This window comes from uncultured Limosilactobacillus sp. (assembly GCF_934202705.1).
Taxonomy (GTDB): domain Bacteria; phylum Bacillota; class Bacilli; order Lactobacillales; family Lactobacillaceae; genus Limosilactobacillus.
The window spans coordinates 1-24,849 of the sequence record NZ_CAKPYE010000001.1; the positions used below are offsets into that span (position 1 = coordinate 1).

At 42.1% G+C, this 24,849-nt stretch carries 17 protein-coding genes and 1 tRNA gene; 4 read left to right on the forward strand and 14 right to left on the reverse strand.

What is annotated here, in order from left to right:
- Window positions 1–75: 75 nt before the first annotated feature.
- The 3 genes from Q0C76_RS00005 to Q0C76_RS00015 form a co-directional block, all read right to left on the reverse strand.
- Entirely contained in the window at window positions 76–954 is an 879-nt protein-coding gene (locus Q0C76_RS00005; protein WP_295727995.1) for an alpha/beta hydrolase, read from the reverse strand.
- Entirely contained in the window at window positions 941–2,251 is a 1,311-nt protein-coding gene (locus Q0C76_RS00010) for a PTS transporter subunit EIIC (protein ID WP_295727998.1), read from the reverse strand. The genes Q0C76_RS00005 and Q0C76_RS00010 overlap by 14 nt, the downstream gene beginning before the upstream one ends.
- 66 nt (window positions 2,252–2,317) lie before the next feature.
- Window positions 2,318–3,322 (reverse strand): LacI family DNA-binding transcriptional regulator, encoded by a 1,005-nt coding sequence (locus tag Q0C76_RS00015; protein WP_295728001.1) that lies wholly within the window; start codon window positions 3,320–3,322, stop codon window positions 2,318–2,320.
- 179 nt (window positions 3,323–3,501) lie between these two features.
- Between Q0C76_RS00015 and Q0C76_RS00020 the strand changes: the two genes are divergently transcribed.
- The gene (locus tag Q0C76_RS00020; protein WP_295728004.1) at window positions 3,502–5,694 is read left to right on the forward strand and encodes an alpha-galactosidase; all 2,193 of its coding nucleotides are present in this window, start codon (window positions 3,502–3,504) and stop codon (window positions 5,692–5,694) included.
- 11 nt (window positions 5,695–5,705) lie between these two features.
- A complete protein-coding gene (locus tag Q0C76_RS00025; protein ID WP_295728007.1) occupies window positions 5,706–7,112 on the forward strand; it encodes a glycoside-pentoside-hexuronide (GPH):cation symporter in 1,407 nt (468 codons plus the stop codon).
- A gap of 85 nt (window positions 7,113–7,197) precedes the next feature.
- Here Q0C76_RS00025 and Q0C76_RS00030 read toward each other — a convergent pair whose 3' ends face one another.
- The 6 genes from Q0C76_RS00030 to Q0C76_RS00055 form a co-directional block, all read right to left on the reverse strand.
- Window positions 7,198–9,708, reverse strand: a complete 2,511-nt coding sequence (locus Q0C76_RS00030) for an excinuclease ABC subunit UvrA (protein ID WP_295728009.1) — start codon at window positions 9,706–9,708, stop codon at window positions 7,198–7,200.
- A 21-nt stretch (window positions 9,709–9,729) separates the two neighbouring features.
- Window positions 9,730–12,636: a YfhO family protein gene (locus Q0C76_RS00035; RefSeq protein ID WP_295728011.1), complete on the reverse strand. Its 2,907-nt coding sequence runs from the start codon at window positions 12,634–12,636 to the stop codon at window positions 9,730–9,732.
- A gap of 63 nt (window positions 12,637–12,699) precedes the next feature.
- Window positions 12,700–12,773, reverse strand: a tRNA-Pro gene (locus tag Q0C76_RS00040).
- A 62-nt stretch (window positions 12,774–12,835) separates the two neighbouring features.
- Complete coding sequence (locus Q0C76_RS00045) at window positions 12,836–13,090, reverse strand: hypothetical protein (protein WP_295728013.1); 255 nt, start codon at window positions 13,088–13,090, stop codon at window positions 12,836–12,838.
- 18 nt (window positions 13,091–13,108) lie between these two features.
- Entirely contained in the window at window positions 13,109–14,614 is a 1,506-nt protein-coding gene (gene glpK, locus Q0C76_RS00050) for a glycerol kinase GlpK (RefSeq protein ID WP_295728669.1), read from the reverse strand.
- Window positions 14,615–14,700: 86 nt separating this feature from the next.
- Entirely contained in the window at window positions 14,701–16,533 is a 1,833-nt protein-coding gene (locus Q0C76_RS00055; protein WP_295728015.1) for a cation:proton antiporter family protein, read from the reverse strand.
- Between the two features lie 88 nt (window positions 16,534–16,621).
- Between Q0C76_RS00055 and Q0C76_RS00060 the strand changes: the two genes are divergently transcribed.
- On the forward strand, window positions 16,622–18,028 hold the full coding sequence (locus tag Q0C76_RS00060) for a C69 family dipeptidase (RefSeq protein ID WP_295728017.1): 1,407 nt from the start codon (window positions 16,622–16,624) through the stop codon (window positions 18,026–18,028).
- Between the two features lie 39 nt (window positions 18,029–18,067).
- On the opposite strand, the gene rpsN is transcribed toward Q0C76_RS00060, so the two are convergent.
- Entirely contained in the window at window positions 18,068–18,337 is a 270-nt protein-coding gene (gene rpsN, locus Q0C76_RS00065) for a 30S ribosomal protein S14 (protein WP_295728019.1), read from the reverse strand.
- Window positions 18,338–18,460: 123 nt separating this feature from the next.
- Window positions 18,461–19,312 carry a metallophosphoesterase gene (locus tag Q0C76_RS00070; protein ID WP_295728021.1) on the reverse strand — a complete coding sequence of 284 codons (852 nt, stop codon included), beginning with the start codon at window positions 19,310–19,312 and terminating at the stop codon, window positions 18,461–18,463.
- 106 nt (window positions 19,313–19,418) lie between these two features.
- Between Q0C76_RS00070 and Q0C76_RS00075 the strand changes: the two genes are divergently transcribed.
- On the forward strand, window positions 19,419–20,636 hold the full coding sequence (locus Q0C76_RS00075) for an MFS transporter (RefSeq protein ID WP_295728024.1): 1,218 nt from the start codon (window positions 19,419–19,421) through the stop codon (window positions 20,634–20,636).
- A gap of 64 nt (window positions 20,637–20,700) precedes the next feature.
- Here the strand turns inward: Q0C76_RS00075 and Q0C76_RS00080 are convergent, their stop codons facing one another.
- From Q0C76_RS00080 to Q0C76_RS00090, 3 genes are all read right to left on the reverse strand, one after another.
- On the reverse strand, window positions 20,701–22,704 hold the full coding sequence (locus tag Q0C76_RS00080; protein WP_295728027.1) for a KUP/HAK/KT family potassium transporter: 2,004 nt from the start codon (window positions 22,702–22,704) through the stop codon (window positions 20,701–20,703).
- A gap of 68 nt (window positions 22,705–22,772) precedes the next feature.
- Window positions 22,773–23,345: a hypothetical protein gene (locus tag Q0C76_RS00085; RefSeq protein WP_295728030.1), complete on the reverse strand. Its 573-nt coding sequence runs from the start codon at window positions 23,343–23,345 to the stop codon at window positions 22,773–22,775.
- 104 nt (window positions 23,346–23,449) lie between these two features.
- On the reverse strand, window positions 23,450–24,808 hold the full coding sequence (locus tag Q0C76_RS00090) for a hemolysin family protein (RefSeq protein WP_295728032.1): 1,359 nt from the start codon (window positions 24,806–24,808) through the stop codon (window positions 23,450–23,452).
- Window positions 24,809–24,849 lie beyond the last annotated feature (41 nt).

The following is a 24,849-nucleotide window of genomic DNA, read 5'->3' on the forward strand; positions in this document are numbered from 1 at the left end:
AAATGGAGCTCAACGAAATCCGAAGATTTCATTGAACTCCATTCTTTATAAGAGACTTATGTCACAGCCCCTTTTTTAGTTTTGATCATTATCGGAATGTTTATGACCCGGTCTTTGATCACCGTTTTGGTTCCGATTATTCTTTAAAATATAACGTTGAATCAAATCTAAGACCTCAGTATTTTGTGGTAATGATGAATGTTGGGCTAATTTCCCAGTCACGGTAACTTGAGTATAATGCTCAACCGCGCCTTGATAAACATATTTACCTGCCAGGACACTACTTAACGGGACAATTCCATCTTCAATGTAATTTTCTGATCCCGCAACTGAATACACATCTAAGTCTTTTGGTAATTGGTCACGATATTTAACAAAGTCCTGCAACATTTCCGTTCGGCGACTGGTTGGTTCGGAGAAGTTATACGGCGATCCAATCGTCATGAGACGTTTGATCGTAATTTGATCTTCATCAAAATAGTGCTCTAAAAAGTAGGTATAAACTAGTCCCCCATTCGAGTGACCAATCCCTTTGAAATTATTAAAATCATAACGATTTTTCAACTGATTAAAAGCCTTATTAAACATTCTCGCCTGTTTTTTAATATTACTGTAGCCATCATGATTATTTTCAAAGCCAACCACTAAAAATGGCTCGTTATCGCCACGGCGAACCCGTCCGGAATAAGTAATATCACCATTATTGTAGACCTTTACCTTTAAAAGACTATGGCGTTTATGATCCATACTATTAATCTTTTTAACCATCCCATCAAACCGGTTAACCGTGGCACTACTACCGGGGATCATGATTACAGGTGACATCTTAGACTGTTGACGAGTCCGCAGCTGATGAATATTTTGGCACGACCATGCATAGGAAAGGCCAGTCAAAATTACGATTAAGATCACTAAGTAAATTAATAAGCGGCGGTGTTTTTTAGTGATTTTCATGTTGACTGTCCTCCCCTAGTTGTTGACGAGCACGCGCTTCAACCTTTTCAACCAGCTTGACAAATGGAATGTAAAGGATGACATCAACGATTAATAAAACCATCGTTACCGCAAATGCAACCCAATTACCGCCAGTCGCAATAAACGGTGTCAAAATCCCTGGCGTACCATTGGGTACTGGATAAACCAGTGGCGGAATCGCATGAATAAAAATGAAGCAGCTGCCCAGAATAATATTGACCACTGGTAAAACAACAAATGGCAATAAGTAAACCGGATTACAAAAGACCTGGGCACCAAATAAAATTGGCAAACCAATATTAAAAATGCCAGGAGCCATGCTCCACCGAGCAATTTGTCGATAATAGTGCGACCGACTACTCCAAAGGACTCCCAAAATTAACGCTAGTGTTAGGCCAACGCCACCAAAAACGGCAAATCCCATGTAAAGTGAAGACGGAGTAAATGGATATGGAATCCCCCATGGTGTTTTGTGGGTTAATGCATAACCCAGGTTAGCCGCCATCTCATTATTATAGACCTGTGAGGTAGCCGTTAATGGTTCCGCAAACCCGCACCACACTAAGACAGTATTAACCACTGATAAAATAATGTTTAAGAAGTAGTTGCTATTCCGATCCAGTGCTGAACTAATCCACTGGCTAACCATCCCATCCAGTCCAAACTGACGAACCAAGCCAAATAGAACATGTAAAATAAATGCACCGCCAACCAAAATTGTCATGGGTTTTAAATTAATTAGCACCGTGCGGATAACTTTAACGTTTGGTTCCGTAAAATCCATTAGTGCTTCTGAACGGCCAAAGCGGACAAAAACTCTTCCCACTAGATAACCAATGATTACCCCGATGATTAACCAAGCAGCTGTATAATAGCGAGTTTCAATGGCATCATTATTCCCTTGCACACTATGTACAAAGATCAAAGTATAACACACAATCGCAGTTACACCAGCAAGCGGATTTTCTTGGTGATAATACTTGGTTGTCATCCAAGCACTAATTAAACAAGCAAATGGTGCGGTCCAACCAACCGTTACTTTAGTCATACCCATAAACAAATTCCGTAAAAATTCTCGAAATGGCAACCATTGGGTAACATGAAGCACACTACCTAAAAAGCCGTTCGTAGAGAGCAGATTTTCATAAAGCAACCAGGAAAAACTCCCAATTAATATTAACGGAAATAATGTAATTAACGTGCGGTGCAAAATTTGAATGAAGGCCCGCCGTCGAAAACGCACCATCCACTCAATCCATCGTTCTTGATCGAACATTCAACCACTCCATTCACTCTGAAATTCGTTCTTTATTATAGGCTGATCAATAACGTTTGCATAGTACTACTGGCTACTCTGTCGTTCAATCAGTTTGGCCGGTAAAATCACCTGTGCTGCTGTCGACCGGTGTTCGATTAACCGTTGCACAATTAAACGAATTGCAAATTTGCCCATTTCAACGCTATTTGGCTGGACTGATGAAAGTCCTAATTCGATTGCTTGTGCAGAATTATCAAAACTGATTAGTTTGAGATCAGCTGGGACATGCGTTCCCGCCTCGTTCAATGCTGAAAACGCTCCTCTGGCTAGCTTATCGCTGGCCAAGATCATTGCGTCAATCGGTACCCCACTTGATAATAATTGACGCATTGCCTGATAGCCTTCTTGCTCAGTCCAACGAGTCTCATATACCCGTGGCCGTAGTTGATGAATTCGCATCCAGTTTTCGTAAGCAGTCGTTCGGTAATCTGGCTCTTCTGGCCCCTGAACACCTGTAATCCCCATTGGCGCAACCACTCCGCCCATAAATACTAAATGCTTATTCCCCCGCTGATACAGCAGGTCTAAAACTCGATTAGTCTCTTGCTGGTAATTATTACGAACCAGATCATAATTTTGATAATATCGATAATCGTCAATGATGACCAAATGTTGATTTTGAAAATATACTTGTTTTAAAAAACGCCTTGTGAAAGTTCCAATTACGATCACTGCACTATACTGGCGTAATTGTTGAAAATCAAAATGATCACGCGGAAATGATACCCAGGTATCTATTGCAAGCTGAAATTTAGTTGCCTCCTGACGAATTCCCTCATCAATCGTTTGAAAGTATAAGTCATCTTCATCTTGTTGAGTAAGTAAAACAATAATGTGGCTTTGCTGTAGAATCATCCCGGCAGTTCGTAGAATTTGTCCTTGGGAATGATATTTCATTTGCGCCGCAATTTGAAAAATTTTTTGCCGCGTCGCTTCCTTAACCTGAAATTTTGGATCCTGATTTAAAACCCGTGAGACGGTCGATGGTGAGACGTGAGCTAATCGCGCAATTTCTCGAATACTAGCCATTAAACTGCCTCCTTAAAGATGCTTACCCGATTATAACAAACTTTTTCACTAAACGTTTAGTTTGTTGGTATATCAATTCTCTTAAATGATAAACGTTTATCATTTTACAAAAAAATGAATTGTCAATATTACTGTAACCGTTTTATTATAGTCTCATCAAAACAAGGGGGTTATGAAATATGATTACTTTTGATTCAAAACAGCATGTTTTCCATCTTAAAAATAAAGATATTTCGTACATCTTTTCCATTGAAGAAGGGAAACTTTTAAGTCACCTTTACTTTGGACCTGCGCTTCGCCAATATCATGGCGAACGCAGATATCCACGGGTTGACCGCGGATTTTCAGGTAATTTGCCTGGTTCAACTGATCGAACCTTCTCTAAAGATGACTTATTACAGGAATATTCTGGCAATAATACTGGTGATTACCGCATTCCCGCTATCACAGTTAAAGGTCCAGATGGTGCTCAACTAACTGACTTTCGTTATCAATCTTACGAAATCCAAGCCGGAAAACCAGCCCTCAAGGGGTTGCCCGCTGCCTACGTTAATGATGACCACGAAGCGGAAACTTTGAACATCACCCTTCACGATGCTACCTTAGCGATTGACTTGATCTTAAGCTACACAATCTATCGTGATCGACCGGTCATTACGAGAAACGCGCGCTTGGTTAACTCTAGTCAACAACCGATTGAAATCCAAAAAATCGCTTCGCTGCAACTTGACCTACCAAAGGGCAGCGAAGAGCGTGAACTAGTTTATTTGCCTGGCCAATACGGTCATGAACGGCAAGTTAAACGGGCTAAAATCGAGCAAGGCATTTTTGAAATTTCCAGTCGCAGAAATTCAAGCTCACACCACATGAATCCATTTGCGGCAATTGTTGATTCATCAACCACTGAATTTCAAGGAAATGCTTTAGGGATTCTACTAGTTTACTCTGGTAATCATCAAATTCAAATCGAAAAAGATCAAATCGACCAACTCCGGATTCTCGCAGGAATTAATGAGTTCAATTTCAACTGGCGATTAGCACCAAATGAAGAATTTCAAACTCCAGAAGCGATTATGGCCTTTAGTGACCATGGCTTAAATGGAATGTCACAAACTTTTCACCATCTTTTAACCGAACGGGTCGCAAGAGGAAAATACAAGTATGCAGAACGACCAATCGTGATTAATAATTGGGAAGCCACTTTTTTTGATTTTGACGATCAAAAATTAGATCAAGTGGTAAAAGAGGCTGCCCCATTAGGGATCGAAATGTTTGTCTTAGATGATGGCTGGTTTGGTCACCGTAACGATGACAACTCCTCCCTTGGTGACTGGTTTGTGAACACGAAAAAAGTGAACCTTGCAAAAGTTGCCAAGCAAACTCACAAGCACGGCATGAAATTTGGTCTCTGGTTTGAACCAGAAATGATTTCGGTTGATTCGGAACTTTATCAAAAACATCCTGAATGGGTGCTACACGAACCCAACCGTGGAATGACGCTCTCCCGTAACCAATTGGTACTCGATTTTAGTCAACCAGCCGTCGTTGAAAATGTCTTCCAACAAATGTGTGCTGTTCTAGATAGTGCAGATATTAACTATATCAAGTGGGATTTCAACCGAAACCTCACAGAAGTTTTCTCAACTGCTTGGCCAGCAAATCAGCAAGGTTCCATTGCTCACCGCTACATTCTGGGATTATATCAACTCCTTGAAAAACTAACCACTCGCTATCCTGATATTCTGTTTGAAGGCTGTTCTGGCGGTGGTGGACGCTTTGATGCTGGGATTCTTTATTACATGCCACAAAGTTGGGCGTCTGATGATACCGATGCTGCTGACCGGATGAAGATTCAATATGGAACCTCGTTGGTTTTCCCAACTTCTGCAATTTCCGCACACGTTTCGGTTTCGCCAAACCAGCAAACTGGTCGCCAAATTGATTTTGCGACTCGTGGCGCAGTTGCAATGAGTGGGGTTTTCGGTTACGAATTAGATCTTGAAGACCTTACAGCTAAAGAAAAAGCAATGCTGAAAGAGCAGATTTCCTTTTATAAACAACACCGTCACCTCATCCAATACGGTGACTTCTACCGCTTAATCAGTCCATTTGATGGTAGTCCATGGGCCGCCTGGGAATTTGTTAGTCGCGACCGTGCAGAAGCACTTTTGTTCACTTTTAAGCGTGAGCATACCAATCGCTATGAAATTTTCAACACCAAGTTAGTTGGCCTTGATCCATACCGTAATTATCGAATGGATAACTCCAACCATATTTATGGCGGTGATGAGTTAATGCAATCTGGGCTGCTGAATGATCCAACAGTCAAAGGTGATTTTAAAGCTACCATCCACTATTTTAAAGAACTATAGGAGTGTAAATTATGAAAACTTGGAAAAATACAATTAGTTATGGTCTTGGAGCTTTTGGCCATGACGCCTTTTACGGAATTCTGAATACCTATATGCTAATGTTCATTACCAGCATTCTGTTTGCAGACGGTAGTAAGCATTATGCAGCCCGCATGATTGCAATTGTCACTGCCATTATTATGGTGATTCGTATTGTCGAATTAATTTTGGATCCGTTTATTGGTAGTTTAATTGATCAAACAGACTCCAAATGGGGGAAATATCGTCCATGGATCTTTGGCACCGGGTTAGCCCTAGGAATTGCTAGTCCATTTCTCTTTACAACCTTTGGCGGTCTTTCCACTAAGAACGGTACCCTCTACCTAATCCTTTTTACAATCTTTTTCTTCGTTCTTTACATTGTTTACGCCTTCAAGGACATTTCCTTTTGGGGACTGCTACCAGCAATGTCACTAAATTCGGACGATCGTGGAATTACCGCCACCGGGGCACGGGTCGGTTCGACAATTGGTGCCAACATCGTCAGCGTCTGCTACGCTAGTTTTCTCACTTTCTTCTCCGGATCGAAAACGTTTAATGCCCATGGCTGGTTCATGTTTGCACTTGTAATTGGAATTACCCAATTAATTGGCGCTTGCTTCGCTGCCTTTGGAACTTCGGAAAAGCAATCTGTGGTCACCAACCAAAATAAGGAAAAGATCACCGTTAAGCAGGTTTTCCATACTCTGGCACATAATGACCAACTCCTTTGGATGTCATTAGCTTACTTAATCGTTGGTCTCGGTAATTCAGCAACCAACAATTTGCTGCTGTACTATTTCCGTTATGTTTTGAATGCTCAATCATCATGGCAATATATTGGTTGGATTGGGATTGTTTCTGGCTTTATTTCGATTGTTTCTTATCCATTCATTGCCAAATTCCTGGGGCGACGTAAAATTATGATCTACTCATTATTGGTTGAAATGCTTGGGTTCATTATTTTTGCCTTTTCGAACAATGTTCCAATGACCTTACTCGGTGATGTCCTCTACACCCTTTCCAATCCCTTAGTCTTTATGGTATTGATTTTAACGATCGCTGATAGTGTTGAATATGGGCAATGGAAAACTGGTCACCGTTCAGAAGCAGCTACTTCCGCGGTTCGCCCAATGTTGGATAAATTTAATGGTGCCGTTGCTACCGGACTGACCGGATTAATTGCTGGAATCGTTGGCATGACTGGTAACGCCACTGCTGCAAACATTTCAGCTCAACATGTCTTAATTTTTAAAACATTCTGCTTCTACTTACCAATCCTTTGCATTATTGTTGGACTGCTCATCTTTATGTCCAAAGTTAAACTTGACGAAAAGATGCATGAAGAAATTGTTAACAAGATTGCTAATCATATTCAGGCCGAAGATAACAACAATTAAATTTCATAACTCCCTATCTTACTCATTAATTTAATTTGATGCTTCGGCCAAAAAGGCGCCTCACTGATGTGGGGCGCCTTTTGAATTACTTAGCATATTGCTGCAAATAGGACGACAAATACTTGGTCGTTAAACTAGCTGGATGTTGAACTAATGTTAACGGTTGACCGCTAGCAACGACTCGCCCGCCATGCTTGCCGCCGCGCGGTCCCAAGTCAAGCAGGTAATCCGCATTTGCGATTAAATTCAAGTCATGAGTAATCGTTACAATCGTTGCCCCGCGGTCCATTAGCTGCTGCATGACATTCACCAGCGTCTTCACATCTAGCGGATGTAAGCCAATGGTTGGTTCATCAAAAACAAAGAGGGTCGTCTTTTGATTATGGTTAAGGTGTTTAACTAACTTTAACCGTTGAGCTTCTCCTCCAGAAAGGCTGGGGGTACTCTCTCCTAAATGAAGGTAATCAAGGCCAACTTCCTGCAGCAATTGTAATTCTCGTTCAATTCGCGGGACGGTTTTAAAAATCGGCAAAGCCGCACGAACATCTAGCTTGAGTAAGTCGACAATGGAGTAACCATGCCACTTGACCTTTTGGACAGCTTGATTGTAACGTTCGCCATGGCATTCCGGGCAAACCTGTTGCATATCTGGCAAAAATTGAATGTCTAGCGTCACAACCCCGGCACCGCCACAGGTTGGACAGGCCCCTTGCTTATTATTATATGAAAAGTAAGCGGCCGTGTAATGATTTTGCTTTGCTAACGGCTGGGCTGCAAATAGCTTCCGCAGATTATCCATAATACTGGTGTACGTTGCTACAGTGGAACGTTGTGTTTTGCCAATCGGCGCAGCATCCACACTCACAACCTCTTTTAAAGGTGATTTCAGGCTTTTAACCTGGCGGGGTAATGGTTGATGATGCGCAACTGCCTTAATCGCTGGAACCAAGCTATCTAAAATCAAACTGGTTTTACCAGCACCAGAGAAGCCAGTAATGGCACTCAGTCGATTAACAGGAATCGTAGCATGAACATCCTTCAAGTTAAAATAATTTTGAACTTTCAAATCAATCTGTTGTGAGACTGGCTGACGATTAATTGATCGTGCAAATAAATCAGCCGTGCCATTTAGATATGGACCAATGTTAGAATTTTGATCATGAGCAATTTTTTCCGGGATGCCCTGAGCGATGACTTGACCACCAGCACTCCCTGAACCTGGCCCAATTTCGATAATCCAATCAGCAGCCTTAATAATGTCAACATTATGATCGACTACAACCAAAGAATTTCCCTGTTGGACAAGCTCACGAAAGACATTTAAAAGCCCCGCAACGTTGTCAGGGTGTAAGCCAATTGACGGTTCGTCCAAAATATATAACACGCCAGTAGTCGCCGTCCGCAAAGTTCGGGATAACTGAATCCGTTGTAATTCTCCAGTCGATAACGAATTCCCATTTCGGGAAAGGGTTAAATAATCAAGGCCAAGTTCCAATAATGGACGGAGATTATCATCAAATTCTTTAAATAGGCTCTGAGCCATTTTATTCATGTCCGCAGGTAGTTCTTTTAGCACTGCTTGGCGCCAGCCGCTTAGTTCACCAAGACTTAACTCACCCACTTGAGCGATGTTTAAACCGCCAGCTAATTGTTTTAATAATTCGGGCTTTAATCGCGTTCCATGGCAAACCGGGCAAGTGGAATAATGGAAAAATTCACTGATCCGTTTTTGCGCTCGTTCACTTTTACTTGACTGCGCAGAACGAATCACCGCTGCATGCGCATTCTCATACAGCGCGTTAAAATCGTGAAAAACCCGGCCCGTGCTCGAGCGAAAATCCATCTTAAATTTCTTTTCGGGTCCATTTAAGACAAAGTCTTTTTCCCGATCCGTTAAGTCCTTGTATGGCACATGAATCCGCACCCCAGCTTGTTCAGCAACGGTTGGCATAAAATTACGCCCCGGAAGGTGCCAAGAAGCAACGGCCCCTTCTGCTAAACTCAGGTTTTCGTCACCAATCAATTTGCGCTCATCAATTGCGCGCACCTGACCAGTACCATGGCACTTGGTACAAGCTCCCTGTGAATTAAACGCAAAGTCTTCCGCACTAAATGCATAAAATTCGACCCCGCATTCCGGACAAGTTAGTTTACCCATGTCATCGCCAGCCATACTCATCGCTTTCGCAATTTTTAAGCTTGGTGTTAGGCGATGACCGTTGGGGCAAACCGGCGAACCCAGTCGCGAGAAAATTAGCCGAATGACGTTAAAAATTTCACTCATTGTCCCAACTGTGGCCCGTTCTGATGGAATACTTGGGCGTTGTTTCAATGCTAAAGCAGACGGAATATGTTTAACACTAGTGACATCCGCCTGAGCGCCCAATTTAATCCGCCGTCTTGTATAGGTAGAAAGGGCTTCGAGATATCTTCGCGAACCCTCTTCGTAAAGAATCCCCATCGCTAAGGAACTTTTCCCAGACCCTGATAAGCCCGAAATTGCGACAAATTTATGCAGGGGAATATCCACGTTAATGTTTTTTAAATTATGAACACGGGCCCCGCGAACCTCAATTTTTGTTGGTAATTTAACCATTTCAAGGACTCCTTTCACAAATTAATCAATCTGCGACCGGCCTTTTTTCAGCCAACAAGTCAGCCCGCCGCCAATGATTGTCCAAACAAGACCAATTAGTGATAACCACGCCCCAATTTTTAATCCTGGAATATGGTATTTTAGAACGACATGGTGGGTACCATGAGGAAGTCGAATACCAACAAAGGCCTGATTAGTGCGCAACACATGCACTGGTCGCCCATTGACTGTCGCCGTCCAGCCGCTGGAATATGGAATGGATGACGTTAAAATCCCTGTCCTGTTAGTTGTAATTGTTCCGGAAACCCGGTTAGCACTAAACTGCAAGTGTTGTAAAGCATGGCGTTGAATCGTTCGGACCTGGTTTTGGTAATGATGACCAAGCTTCACTGCCGTGACTCGATACTTCAGTTGATAAGTCCCGAGCTTAGTAGGTTCAAATGTTAACTTCTGTGGAAACTTACCAGAATAGTAACCGACATTCAGCGTGCCGTTGGTCACTTTTTTGAAAAGCGATAGCGTACTTTGCTTGGGTTGGTTAATGGTTGCTGTTCCAAACCGACTCTTAAAATTCAGCTTAAAGCTGATGTCGGGTGACCCGCTTAAGACATGATAGCGCCAATATTTATACTGGTTAAAACGGTGATTAATGTATTGCCCTGGATTAACTGCCATTTGCTGAAGGTGCTCTTGCTCATATTTTAGCTGCTCCTTCATTGAAAACGGCGTGTATTTAATCTTCGTAAAGTCAATATGAAGTTCGCTTCCTTGCAGCTTTCGGCGCTTGCTAGCTTGCTGCATTGCGGGAAACTGGAGTTGATACGTTTCATCGCTATCAGTGTACTTTAAGCGGGCTGGGTTAACTTTGTTCAACCGATTAGAAACTAATATCGATTTTACGGCTTGAACCATTTGAGTTAAGTCAGCTGGTTGCATGCCAGTCACGTTATGCTGACTACCATTCACTAGCACCCCGCTAGCCAGTGCGCGCTCTTTAGCTGAAGCTGATAATTGTTGATAACGGTGCGGACTGATGTACGTGTCCTGCCAATATAAAAGCGGAAAAGCATTCTTGGTCCGATAACGAATGGTCTGGGTTGGCACCAAGTCCTGCTTTTTTTTCGCATCTGAAGGCTGACCAACATCATAATTAATAATCGGGTCCGTAGCTTGCTCCTGAGTATAGCCATACGGAATTTTAGTTGCATTATCACCATTACTTTGGACAAAAAGGTATTTAACCCCAAAGAAATTATTCATGACGGTCCGATCATCTGCCTGACGGATTGGAATATTCGGCGTATATTGGATATTTTGCAAAGTATTATTAAAATCAGCCAGGTAGCGATTCTGCAATGAATAGTATGAATCGATATTATTGAAACCAGACGTCAGGTCATTATCCCAGTTCACACCAGGCACGATTTTATTATTACTTACGGTTGAAACCCGAAAGAAAGATTGCTGATGGAGATGCTGCTCTAAACCGCCATAACGATTTTTCGTCATTACTTGGTATTCTCCACGATTTAACATTCGGCTAGAAAAACCACCATTGTATGGAAGAGCAGCGTAAATTGCATTAAATCCAGCATTCAAAACAATGATTACTAATAACCAATAATCTGGATGACGAACCCCATGCAAGTTTAAAATCCACAGCACCATCATTGAGCCGATCAAGAAGAAAACCGGCATAAACATCGCATCATCATTTTGAAAGAAATAAGTTGCTAACAAAATGACAAGATAAACCAATGTTGCCCAGTTCAGTACCCAAAGCTGATGTCTGCTCAGGTGCGGAGCATTTTCAAGTAAAATACAAATGGTCATCGCCAGTGGTAAGTAAATTAAAAGCGTCCAGCGGTTAGAAGCCGACATCATCCCATTAAAGAAAGCGCCAACCGCTGGAATTAACAACATCACAAAGGCGAGACCAAGGCTAATCGTTAACAACGGATATTTGCGCGGTTGACTATACAGGTAGACTAACGCAATGAAGCCAATGCTAACAATCCCCAACGCGGACCAAAACATAAAGTACCACTGCCCGCCATTAATTAATTGCTTTGGCAAAAAAAGGTAATAATAAAGCGGATAAGTTTTCAGCCCGTTGGCAAACTGTGATCCTGCCCGCGTGGAGTTCATCACTGCATTTAGTTCTGGAACCAGTAAAACTGCTGCCAATAAAATACTGGTTGCCGTGGCAAACGCTAATTTACCGATTACCAATGGGTAATTTAACTGCTTACGATAATGGGTAATCACCCGCAGCACGAAATAAGCAACAGCCCCGATTCCCAAAACATACGCTAAATAATAATTACTAACTAACATCCAAAAAAAGACCCCAACCAATGGCCAGGCAGAGCCATTTTGTAAAACCCGTTCAATTTGTACCACAATTAACGGGAAAAGAATAAACGGCGTGGTAAAGAATGGTTGAGCAATGCAAGCATAGAGGAGAAAAGCATTCACCATGTAGGCAACCGTTCCTCCTAAAATGACGTTGTCACGGAAATGAAAGTGTTGCGCAAAATAAATAAAAGCTAAACCAACACAGTACATTCGTAAAATTAAGATGATCTGATAGGCCATCGTCATCTTATGGGCTGGAAATAATAATGATACATAAGAGAAGACATCGCCCAATGTGTAATAAGAATAAACCTGGAAAGTATCTGTCCCCAAGCCCATTTGCCACGACCAGACTTGATGGGCATGAAATGGATGATGAAGAAACTCAAGCACTGCTTGACGATACTTAACCATCAAAGGCAAATGTTGATTTAACGCGTCACGATTTAAAATAAAAGTATGACCAAAAATCAAGTACGTGCCGAAAATGCAAGCGGCAATGATAATAAACAGTAAACTATATTTCAAATACAGTGTTTTGACGTCCCGCCGTTTAAACGAAAAATCCATTCTCTTACTCCGTTCCTAAAAAATAAAGGCGCTGGTAAGAAGACTCTCACCTGCGCCTATCAATCGGAAAGACAGGATTCGAACCTGCGACCCCCTGGTCCCAAACCAGGTGCTCTACCAAGCTGAGCTACTTTCCGAAAACTCGCTGCTGATTGCAACGAATTATATATTACCGTTGATTGTTTGATATGTCAACGACTTAATTAGCGTGAAGTGCGACCTTAATAATAGCAACCACAACAGCCACCGCAAATAAAACCACATTGGCCCCCATTAGCAGGCGGTCTTTACTACTGAGGTCCGTTGACCACAAAGCGCTCACGGTCCCAGCAAGGGCGAATAATACACCCAACAGGTTAATCATTTCTTGTTGCGCCCCACCTAAAAAGAGGACTGAATACAAAATAATTAACATGCCAATAAAACTTAAAACTAACGCAACTAGTCTTTTCATTCCTGATTAATCTCCCCACTAGTCCTTTTTTGAAAAATATTGCGCAGCATGAATTGCTTGCTGCCAACCTTGATAAAGCTTAGTAGCGTGCTGTGATGACATTGACGGAGTAAATTTAGAACCTAACTTGCTGAGCTTCTTCAATTCTTCTTGATCCGTCCAAAAATCAACCGCTAAACCAGCTAAAAAGCTAGCTCCTAGGGCGGTCGTTTCTTCAATTTGAGCACGCACAATCGGGGTTTGCAAAATATCAGCTTGAAACTGCATCATAAAATTGTTTCGTGATGCCCCGCCATCAACGGCTAACATCGTTAATGGTAAACCAGTATCAGCAACCATGGTGTCAACCACATCTTTCGTTTGATAGGCGATCGCTTCTAAGGTTGCACGAATAATCTGCTCACGGCTGGAACCACGGGTCAAGCCAAACATTGCTCCACGAACCTCTTGATCCCAATATGGAGCACCTAATCCAGTAAAAGCTGGAACTACATAAACTCCGCCAGTGGTTTTAGCATCAACTGCCATCTGCTCTGATTCACTGGCAGACTTAAAGAATCGTAAACCGTCCCGTAACCATTGGACTGCTGAACCCGCAACAAAGATACTCCCTTCCAGGGCGTAGCTAATTTGATTATTCAGTCCATATGCAATTGTGGTTAAAAGCCCATTATCGGATAGCGTCGGGTGCTCACCAGTATTCATAACCGTAAACGCACCGGTCCCATACGTATTTTTGACATCCCCCTTTTCAAAAGCCGCTTGGCCAAAAAGGGCTGCTTGCTGGTCACCCGCAATTCCCGCAATTGGAATTTGGACACCATAAAAATGGTAATCGCCAGTGTACCCAAAAATCGATGAGGAAGCTTGAACCTTTGGCAACATCTTTCGGGGAATGTCCAGCAATCGTAAAATATCATCATCCCAATCCAGGTGATGAATATTAAACAGCATGGTCCGACTAGCATTGGTTACATCTGTAGCATGGACCCGATGACTGGTTAAATTCCACAACAGCCAAGTATCAATCGTACCAAATAATAGGTCACCTTGCTCGGCCTTTTTCCGAGCACCAGGAACGTGGTCCAACAACCACTTAATTTTGGTGGCTGAGAAATATGAGTCAATGACTAATCCCGTCTTGCTATGAATTAAATCTGTATAGCCTTCCGCAGCCAGCCGTTCCGCGATGGGAGCGGTTTGCTTAGATTGCCAAACAATCGCGTGATGAATCGGTTTTCCGGTATGTTTATCCCAAATTACAGTGGTTTCCCGTTGGTTAGTAATCCCAATCGAAGCAATTTTGTATGGTTGAATTCCCGCCTTAATCATCACTTCAGAAATAACCTGTTGAACGGCATCCCAGATTTCCAAAGCATCATGCTCAACCCAACCCGGCTGAGGAAAGTACTGCGGAAATTCACGTTGGGCAATCGCAACTTCTTGCCCCGCATGGTTAAAAATAATGGCTCGGGTACTCGTTGTCCCTTCATCAATGGCCATCACATACTGTTGATCACTCATCATGTTATCCTTTCCAGTTTGCATTCATATGATTACATTTTACATCAAGCGTGACTGACAAGCGACACTCCTTACATATTTGTAAGTTAATTCTGCTTACTTAATTCCCGTCGAATCGTCGCCACGGTACCAATATTACCTGCTGTAAAAATTAAATGATCATTATAGTTAATCGTCGTCGCACCGGTCGGTACAATCCATTTATTACCCCGACGAATGCGACTAATTGTAATTTGATCGACAAATGGCAAATCCATCAATGGCCGATCTGTATACTTATGATTGCGCACCCGGACTTCAAACAAACCAGCCTCAGTACTGGTCAGCATTTGGTACACCGCTGGCGACTCAATTAACGAACGCATCACAGAGGCTTCAACATTAAATGGGTTAAACAATTCAGCCCCGGCATCAGCCAATGCGGCCAATTGTTGTTCGTCAGCGGTTGCGTTGACTTGAGCAACAATAACCCGGCCCACCTGATGCTGCTTGGCAATTTGCCCAAATTGACAATTTTTATCATCTCTTCTGAAACCAGTCACTAAAATATCCGTATCAAAAAATTGCCCCTGCTCAAGCGTTTTCTCGTTCAAATTTGGCAAATAGGTTAATTGATCAACTTGACTATTATAGGTCTGATAATTCTTTTCATCGTCCGTTACCATCCGAACATCAAACCAGTTGCGGCTTAACTGTTGGGCTACTGGAACGGTTAACACATTGGTTCCCAAGAACACAACTCGTTGCCGTATCAAATCCTCCCGATCGAGACGGTAACCAGAATTAAAGACAATCGGTGCTAAAATGCAGACAATCACCGCTGCCAAAATAAACGCATCAGATTGCGTGTCGGTTATCGTGTGCAAATTTCTGGCCACTTGCAATGATGGCAAGACCAACGTAATCGTCGTAACGGTTAAGAAACCACCCGCAAACGAATTGCGCCGGCCAAATCGTAAGTGATAAACCGGAAAAGTCCAAAACTTCGCCAGAATAAAGCACAAGACTAAAATTGGAATGAGCATCAACGCTTGTGAATTACTTAGTAATGTACGCAGATTAAGCTTAACGCCAGTCATAATGAAAAAGATTGGAATAAAAAAGCCATAGCCGATGGAAGTCAATTTATCACGTGTCGCTTCGCTTGGTTCCAGGAGCTTCATGACCATTCCTGCAAGAAAGGCACCTAGGATATTTTCTGCTCCCACGGTTTCCGCAATAATCACTAACGTAAAAATTAAGAAAAACGCTAACCGAATATCAAGTTGGGTCGTTGATTTTGTCACCTGATTGAACCAAATATAAGGCTGCTTAAACCGACGTAACAGAAAAATGGCCGCAATTAATAACAAGACAATTAGCCAAATTCGGCTACCATTGCCCCCATTAACTGAAGCATAAACCGTTAACGCAAACATGGGCACAACTTCACCAAGCACTGCTGTCAGGAGAATCGTTTGCCCCATTGGTCGGCTCAAAATCTCCTTTTCCTTGAGGGTCGCAATCACAACTCCCAAGGCAATCGTCGAAAATAGAATCACTGCTAAGAAGGTATTTTCAAAGATTCCCGTCATCCGTAAAAGCAACCCTAAAATTAATGAATTGATTAATGTTGCAACAAACGCGATGAACGCTAGCTTGACTGGCGACCACCGTTGTTTATCATTACCTGATCCTGGTAAGAACAGGTCAAAATCAATCTCCATTCCAGACAGGAACATTAAAAGAATCACACCCAATGATGATAACAAAGTTAAATCAGGTGTCACTTGAACAATATTAAAACAGCTTTTGCCAATAATAATGCCCATCACGATTTCGGCAACCGCAGTCGGCACGCCAGAAATTTTAAACCGCGCCATTAAAATTGGAATTAATAGTGCAGCTAGCATGACGATAAACATTGATAAACGAGCCATAAAACCCCTCTTTTCGATCTTGTATCCATTTTACAATCTTTCCGGTGTAAAATAAATTACTAGTAATCAATAATTTAAGGAGTTTACTATGAAAAAATTCTCAGCATGTACCAGTATTTTAGTTGGTAAAAAGGCTTCCTTAGACGGCACAATTATGATTGGCCGCAACGAAGACGCCAAGGCCGCCTGGCCTAAGCACTTTGTAATTCATCAACGTGGCGACCTGAACGAGGAATTCATTTCAAAAGAAACCAACGTTAAAATTCCACTCCCAACACCTAGTTTTAAATACAGTGCCACTCCCGAATGGACGAGTAAGGATGGGCTCTTTGAGGAAGACGGGATTAATGAGTATCACGTCGCGATGAGTGCCACGGAAAGTGCCTATTCTAACGACTTGGTGCTTAGCTACGACCCGTTAGTTAAGGAAGGACTGAATGAAGAAGCAATGATCACCGTCGTCCTCCCCTTTATTAAAAGCGCGCGTGAAGGCGTCCAACGACTTGGTAATCTGATTACCAAATATGGCACCGGCGAAACTAATGGGGTTCTTTTTGCAGACGATCACGAAGCTTGGTACTTTGAAAATGGTTCTGGTCATTATTGGGTGGCTCAACGAATTCCTGATGATAGTTATGCAGTCGTGGGCAATCAACTAGCGATTCAGGAAGTTGATTTTTTGGATCCAGATAACTTCATGTTTCATCCCGAGATTCAAGGATTTGTCAAAAAGCATCATTTAAATCCCCATCCGGGTACTTTCAACTTCCGCCAGATTTTTGGCACAGCTGACCGTTCAGACGCCATCTACAGCACACCACGGGTTTGGTATGGACATCAGATGTTCAACCCAAAGCGAGCAGCCAACGAAACTCCTGAATCGCAAAATCTGTCGTTCATTATGAAACCGGAACGGTTACTGAGTATTTTTGATGTGCAAAATTATCTCGGTTCGCATTATCAAGGAACCCAATTTGATCCAATTGACACTGGTAATCAACAAGATCGTCATCGGTATCGCCCCATTAGTTTAGCTAAAACTCAGGAATCTCACATTCTGCAAATGAATCGTCCAAACAGCAACGACATTCACTGGCTTGCAATGGGGGTCACCGTGGAAAGCTCATTTGTCCCATTTTTTGCCGATATTACCGATACCCCGACAGCCTACCAGCGTGGCCAGTTGCCGGCGCAACTAGATTCTGCTTACTGGATTTTCAAGCATACTGGAGTCCTCGTGGATGCGCAATTGCATGAATTTTTACCATTGCTAGAGGACTTACAAAAGCAAGTTAATCAGGAAGCCATCCGCTTTATCCAGCAAATTGATTCTTTAAGCCAGAGTAAAAACAGTAACTGGGCTCACAACCTAACCAAGCAGAATCTCGAGTTTGCGGAAAAGGTTTTACATCAGTATGAAGATTTATCATTAAAATTAATTACCCAGCTAACTGATTATAGTCAGCTGAACTTCAATACAGATGAAAACTTGTAATAACATAAAAAAGCACCGCGAAGTTCGCGGTGCTTTTCTCTACCAACTAGCCTTTTTCACGCCAGGAATTTGTCCCTTATGAGCTAAATCACGAAACGTTAACCGTGACATGCCAAACTTACGCATGTAAGCATGGGGACGCCCATCGTATTCATCACGATTACGTAACCGAACCGGACTGGAATTCCGTGGTAACTTAGAAAGTGCAATGTAGTCGCCACTTGCTTTTAATTCCCGTCGTTTAGCAGCATACTTTTTGACTAACGCACGTTGGTGAGCTAACTTAGCAATTTTTGACTTTTTAGCCATTGATCTATCGTCCTCCTTCGACAATGTAATTCTTTGTAAAATGGTGTAATTAGTTTAAACATTCTCTCGTCAATTTCGTAACTACCATTATCCCACATTTAAGGAATTTATCAATAGTTTTACTTACTTATTGTTATTTAAATGGTTAACATAATCACGGTACTCTGTCGCGTAATGGTATCTATGGTTTTGGGAATCCACTAATGGCTGATTGTGGGTATCAACCCGTCCAGTCCGTAATGTCCGATGATAAAGTTCCAGATATGGCAAACTAGACCGATCGGCAAGCCGTCCTTCAGCGTCCCGATCATAACCAACATGGCGGAAATTTAAACCAGCAATTCCCTGATCATCAACCTCCAGAATCAGGTAGTGAGCACGAGTATCCTTCTGGAGCCGATCCCAACCATTAAACGGTTCCCCAACAGAGCCAGGGTTTAAGACTTTGCGCTCATCACTGGCATAGCGCAGTAATTCATGATGAACATGGGCATAAATTGCCACGTCTGGCGTCGTTGAACTAAATAATTGATCAAAATTATCAGTATCTTTCGTTGGAAATAGTTCCTGACCCATATTTAAGTCCGGCAAATTATGTGAGATACCAAAGACTAATGAGCCCACTTGGACGGTTTGGTGAAGTGGCCACCCAGCAATTTCATCAATAATCCTTGGATCAATCCGTTCACCGACATACTGGGCCAGTCTGGCAAAATAAACGTGGGAAGGTTGCGCTAAATCCATCTTGCCACGCACACCGCGGACAACTAAATCATCCCAATTACCACGAACAATGACCGTCGGCGCCAGCTTTTTAAAAATGTCCCAAATGGTTTTAATCCCGGGACCCGGCATTAACAAATCCCCAATGAACCAGCTTTCATCAATTTGCTGGTTCATTGCATCTTGGTACATCGCTTGAAATGCATGGACGTTTCCATGGACATCCGAAAAAACTGCAATTCGTTTTCGCACTTTTACCACTCCACTCTTTCAATCTAGTTTTTACTTTACCATATTCTTTCTTGAAAATCTGGTATACTATGTTTTATACAATTTTTGAGGAGTGATGATTGAACTTATGGATACCACTGATTATCCTGAACCCCTGCCTAAGGGTTGGCATAAAACCTTTTACACGTTATGGATTGGTTGTTTCATTACTGGAATGGGCTATTCAATGACCATGCCGTTTATTTCCTTATTCATTAATGAATTGGGCACTTTCAACCGGTTCGAGTTAAACCTCTACTCAGGTTTAGCCTTTGCCATGACGTTCATTTCCCAAGCAATTGTGTCGCCGTATTGGGGAAATCTAGCCGATCAAAAGGGTCGAAAGTTAATGTGTTTACGGGCCTCAGGGGTAATGGCCTGCACGATTTTTGTGACTGGCCTGTCAACCAGCGTATGGATGATCATTGGTATGCGTTTCCTCCAAGGTGCGTTCTCTGGCTATATTAATAATGCAACCGCGTTGATGGCCAGTGAGACCCCTCACCGAAAATCTGGTTGGGTCATGTCAGCAATGATGACTGCCGGTGTTACAGGGAACTTAATTGGTCCGTTAATCGGTGGAGCGCTTTCCAGTCACTTTGGCTATCGGATTCCATTCTTTATTACTGGTGGGTTAATGTTTCTTGTTTTTATCGCTACATGGACGAACGCCAAGGAACATTTCGAACCAATTGATAAAGCAGCGATGAAACCAATGAGTCAGTTACTCCACATGATACCAAACGTGAAAATTATCATCGCCATGTTTATTACTACGATGATTGTCCAAGCGTCCGTTATGAGCATTGACCCAATTGTCAGTCTATACGTGAAAGAAATGATGCACGGAACCGGCGATATTGCCTTTGTTGCCGGAGTGGTGGCTGCCACTCCGGGGCTAGGTAACCTCCTTTCCGCATCCAAGGTCGGTCACATTATGGATGAGATTGGTCCCGAACGCGTCTTAATGATTGGCCTGGTAATTGCCACCCTCTTGTTCATACCAATGACACTAACCCATTCTCCATGGATGCTAGCTTTTTGGCGTTTTCTTCTGGGGATGACCAACGCAGGATTAATGCCAGCTGCTCAAACCATCTTGACTTTAGACGTTCCCGATGAGGCCTTTGGACGAATCTTTTCGTACAATCAGTCTTTCCAAGCTGCCGGCTCTGTCTTTGGAGCTCTATTGGGATCGATCATTTCAGGGATTTCAACCTACTCAATGGTTTTTGCCCTAACCGGATTCACCCTCTTCATTAATATTTGGATCGTCTTGATTACTCGCCAAAAGAAGCCCGTTTAAACTTAATTCATTAATAGCAAAAATCAGCTCTCCAGTGCTAAATTACACCGGAGAGCTGATTTGATTATTTCACGTAATTCTTAACCTGCCGTTGATCGAGAGTTGTTCCATGACGATTATTAATAAACAACGGTACTGTTTCCTCGTAAGTCTGGCTAAATTCGAGCCCATAATACTGAACTGGTGATAATGTTAGATTTTGTAACAATAGCCGAGTTTGTACAAGTAACCGTTGGAAACCTGTGATTTCAGAGTTTGGCGATAATCGTTCTTTTAAGAAGATAAACCGGAAATCACCAACTTTCCGTCCAGGAGTTGTCGTATACTTCTGGGGCTGCTGATCAATCACATTTTCTGCCATGAGTTCTTGGACGACCTGACGGAGGTAGAGATTAACACTGCTATCAATCTTAAAGCCTAAATACAGTTGCAGGTTGACCACGTTTCTGGTGCCCATCATATCAACCTTATAGTAACTGGTGTAAGGGTCGTCAGTCGTATTTACCGTAATAAACCAGTAAACTTTTGCCCGCTTCGGCGATTTGTCCAAAATGGAATATAGCGTTTCACGTTTCAACTGATGATTTTTATTAATCCGTGCCATCATAATCAGATTGCTGACGTATAAAGGCATTGTTTGGTCAGCGGACAACCTTTGCAATTGGTCCTTATAATCTTCCAAATTGAGGTACTTACTTTCATCATTCATTTCATCCCGTACTTGGTCACCGTAGTACCAACAAACCATTACCATTAAGATCAAGAACGTAATAATGACCGTTACAAATCCCCCATGGACAAACTTAGTTAAGCTAGAAAGCAAAAAGACAGTTTCAATCGTCGCAAAAACCACCAAAAAGAGTGTCGCAAAGAAACTTGACCAGCGATTCATTAAATATTGATGCAAAATTAAGGTCGTCATCAACATCGTGATTGTGATCGCTAAACCATAAGCCGCTTCCATATGGGCGGATGTTTGAAAGTAAAATAGGATTGCCGAAGTAATTACACACAGCAACCAATTAATCGGACTAATGTAAATTTGACCACGTGATAATGATGGATGACGAACTTTCAACCGTGGTAATAGTTTTAGGCCGATTGCTTCTTCAACGAGAGTAAATGAGCCAGTAATTAACGCTTGTGATGCAATAATTGCGGCAATTGTAGCAATCGCCACACCAAATAAATACACATGCCCTGGTAACATTTGATAAAACGGATTATAGCCATTCCCCTGTTCACCCAATTTACCCAGGTGATTGAGCAAAAATGATCCTTGACCCAGATAGTTTAATACCAATGAACCGCAAACCAGCGGCCAGGTCAGATAAATACTATTGCGACCAACATGGCCCATGTCAGAATACAATGCTTCAGCCCCAGTCGTAGCTAAAAAGACTGCCCCTAGAATAAAAATACCATCATGATTAGCAGGTGAAAACAGGAGGCGAACACCATAAACCGGTGACAATGCTTTGAGAATCATCGGCTGTTGAACTAAATTGGCAACCCCAAAAATCGCCAAAAAAAGAAACCAAATTAACATTAGCGGACCAAAAGTTTTTCCAATGGCGCTCGTTCCGAACCGTTGAACCATAAACAAAATCAATAAAATACCAAAAGTGATCCACACCACTTCAGTTTGATTATGGACCAAGACCGAAGAGCCAAGATTAATGCCCTTTAACCCTTCAATTGCAGTTGTTACCGTCACAGCCGGCGTTAATGTACCATCCGCAAGTAATGCCGCACCACCAATTAAAGCTGGCACAATTAACCAGCGAGCTTGATGACGAACCAAAGCATATAAGGCAAAAATACCGCCTTCACCATTATTATCTGCCCGCAAAGCAATGAGGACATACTTAACCGTGGTCATCAGCATTAAAGTCCAAAATACCAACGAAACTCCACCAATAATGTAATTTTCTGTTAGTGCTTGAGTGCCACCGGCATCATTAATTAACGCGTTCATTACATACAGTGGCGACGTGCCGATGTCACCGTAGACAATTCCAAGAGCTACTAACCCGCTTGCTAACAAACCTAGATTTTTGTTCTCCATTAATAATCATCCCTTTTCACGTGGATAAATTTAAAAGACTGAGTAACTACTCAGTCCCAAGTTGGTAACTATTTAATTGTTAACGAGGCCGTTTCCTGATGACCATTTTGCTGATGAATAATGACGTCATATTCACCAGCATAAGAAAACTCGATCGTTGAGTGCTTAGCGATATTATTAGTAACGATCTTCCCATATTGCTGATGGTGGACATGACCTTTAACCTCAACCGTTGTCGCTTTGGGAACCGTAAATTTAACTTTTACTGAACCATTCTGTAAATGTGGATTGGTCGGTGTCCAAGAAACTTTGGTTGGTTCTGTGGCATCTGACGAATGATGATCAGCTGTTGATGAATGGTGGCTAGTAGCGGCTTGCCGATCATGATGATGAACCACATTGGACACCTGATCCGTTACTTGGGACGTTAAACGATCAAACCCGATTGGATTAGTTGCTCCATAGGCGATTCCTGAAATACTAACAAAGAAACAGATAATTAACAACCAACTAAGCACAATCGTCAACTTTCCTGCATTGCCATATTTACCCGTTTTCCGGATACGATGGGCTCGACCAACTAACAACAAAATAAATAGCACAAAACACCCAATCGCAACACCATCTAAATACATTAACATCTCTTAAACCCCAAATTCGTAATTTCGATTTAATACTAGTTTAACGCATTTCTAAAATTTTACCATCAAAAAACTCATTCCACATCAAGAGAATGAGTTGATAACTATTTCTGTGTTTGGTTAATGTGACCATTTTCATCAGTTTTCGCAGCCGACTTTGCCTTTTGAATCTGAACCACGCGGAACTCGCTAACATATTCATTTTGCACTTCCGTCGGCGTAAACGAGAAATCACCGAGGCGAATTGGTCGATCGATCTTTAATGGGTATTCTTCTTCAAGAAAATACCCGGTCAAAGTGGCAACGTCTTTATCGTCAAACTGAGGAATATCAACTTTAAAGTATCGTTCAAAATCCGACAATGGCGTCTTCCCTGAAACTTTAAAGACTCGGTTACCCTTCTTATCAGTGCCTTGTTTTTCAATCATATCAGCAGAGACATGATCAATTTCCTCCCGGACGTTACCGAACATTTCTTCATAAATATCCTTATCAGTGACAATCCCGGAAGTCCCACCATATTCATCTTGAACCACCGCAATGGGAGCTTCTTTACGCATCATCTTGCGTAAGACATCAGTAAGAGACTCACCTTCGTAAACCACTGGAATCTTCCGGATGATTTCGCGAATTGATGACTGCGGATTAATTTGATTTTGCCGCATAATATCGTAACTAAAAATATAACCAATCACGTGGTCCTTATCATTATTTTGCACCACTGGATAACGGGTAAAGCGCTTTGTGAAGTAAAGGTGTGCTGCTTCTTCAATTGTAGCATTGCGATCAATTACTTCTAACTGTGTGCGGTCGATCATAATGTCCGCTGCCGTCTTGTCGTTCATTTCAAAAGCCCGTTGCATAAATGTAACGTCTTCTTTTTCCATTTCACCAGCCTTTTGCGACTGTTGAGACAAGGTTAAAATTTCATTTTGGGAATAAGTATCTTCTTCTGGATGAATACTAAAGCCAAGTGCCTTGGTAATTGATCCGGCAACAACTGCAAATAACCAAACAAACGGAAAGAAAATCCAGTGGAAGAATTGAATTGGATGAACAATCGCCAATAAGATTGGAACAGGACGATCAATCGCCATGTTCTTCGGTACCAGGTCGGTAAATACAGCATGGAAGAATGTAAAAATTAACACCCCGATGACCGGTGCTAAAGGAGTTAATAGTTCGGTTGGAATAAACTTCATCTTTAAGAGTAAATCGGTAATAAATTCATCACCAATCCACCCTAAAACTAGTGATGTAATAGTAACCCCAACCTGAGCCGTCGACAGGTATTCTGACATATTGCCTACCATGTGCTCAGCTTTTTTAACCACTTTGGTCTGCTTTAATTCTCTTAATTCACTGGGGCGGACCTTAACTACTGAGTATTCCAGTAACGTAAAAAGGGCCGCTAATAGCAAAATAACAACAATAATTAACAAACGTATCCAATAGGATTCCATATATTAATATTCACACCTTTTCGTAAATAATTTCTTTTTAA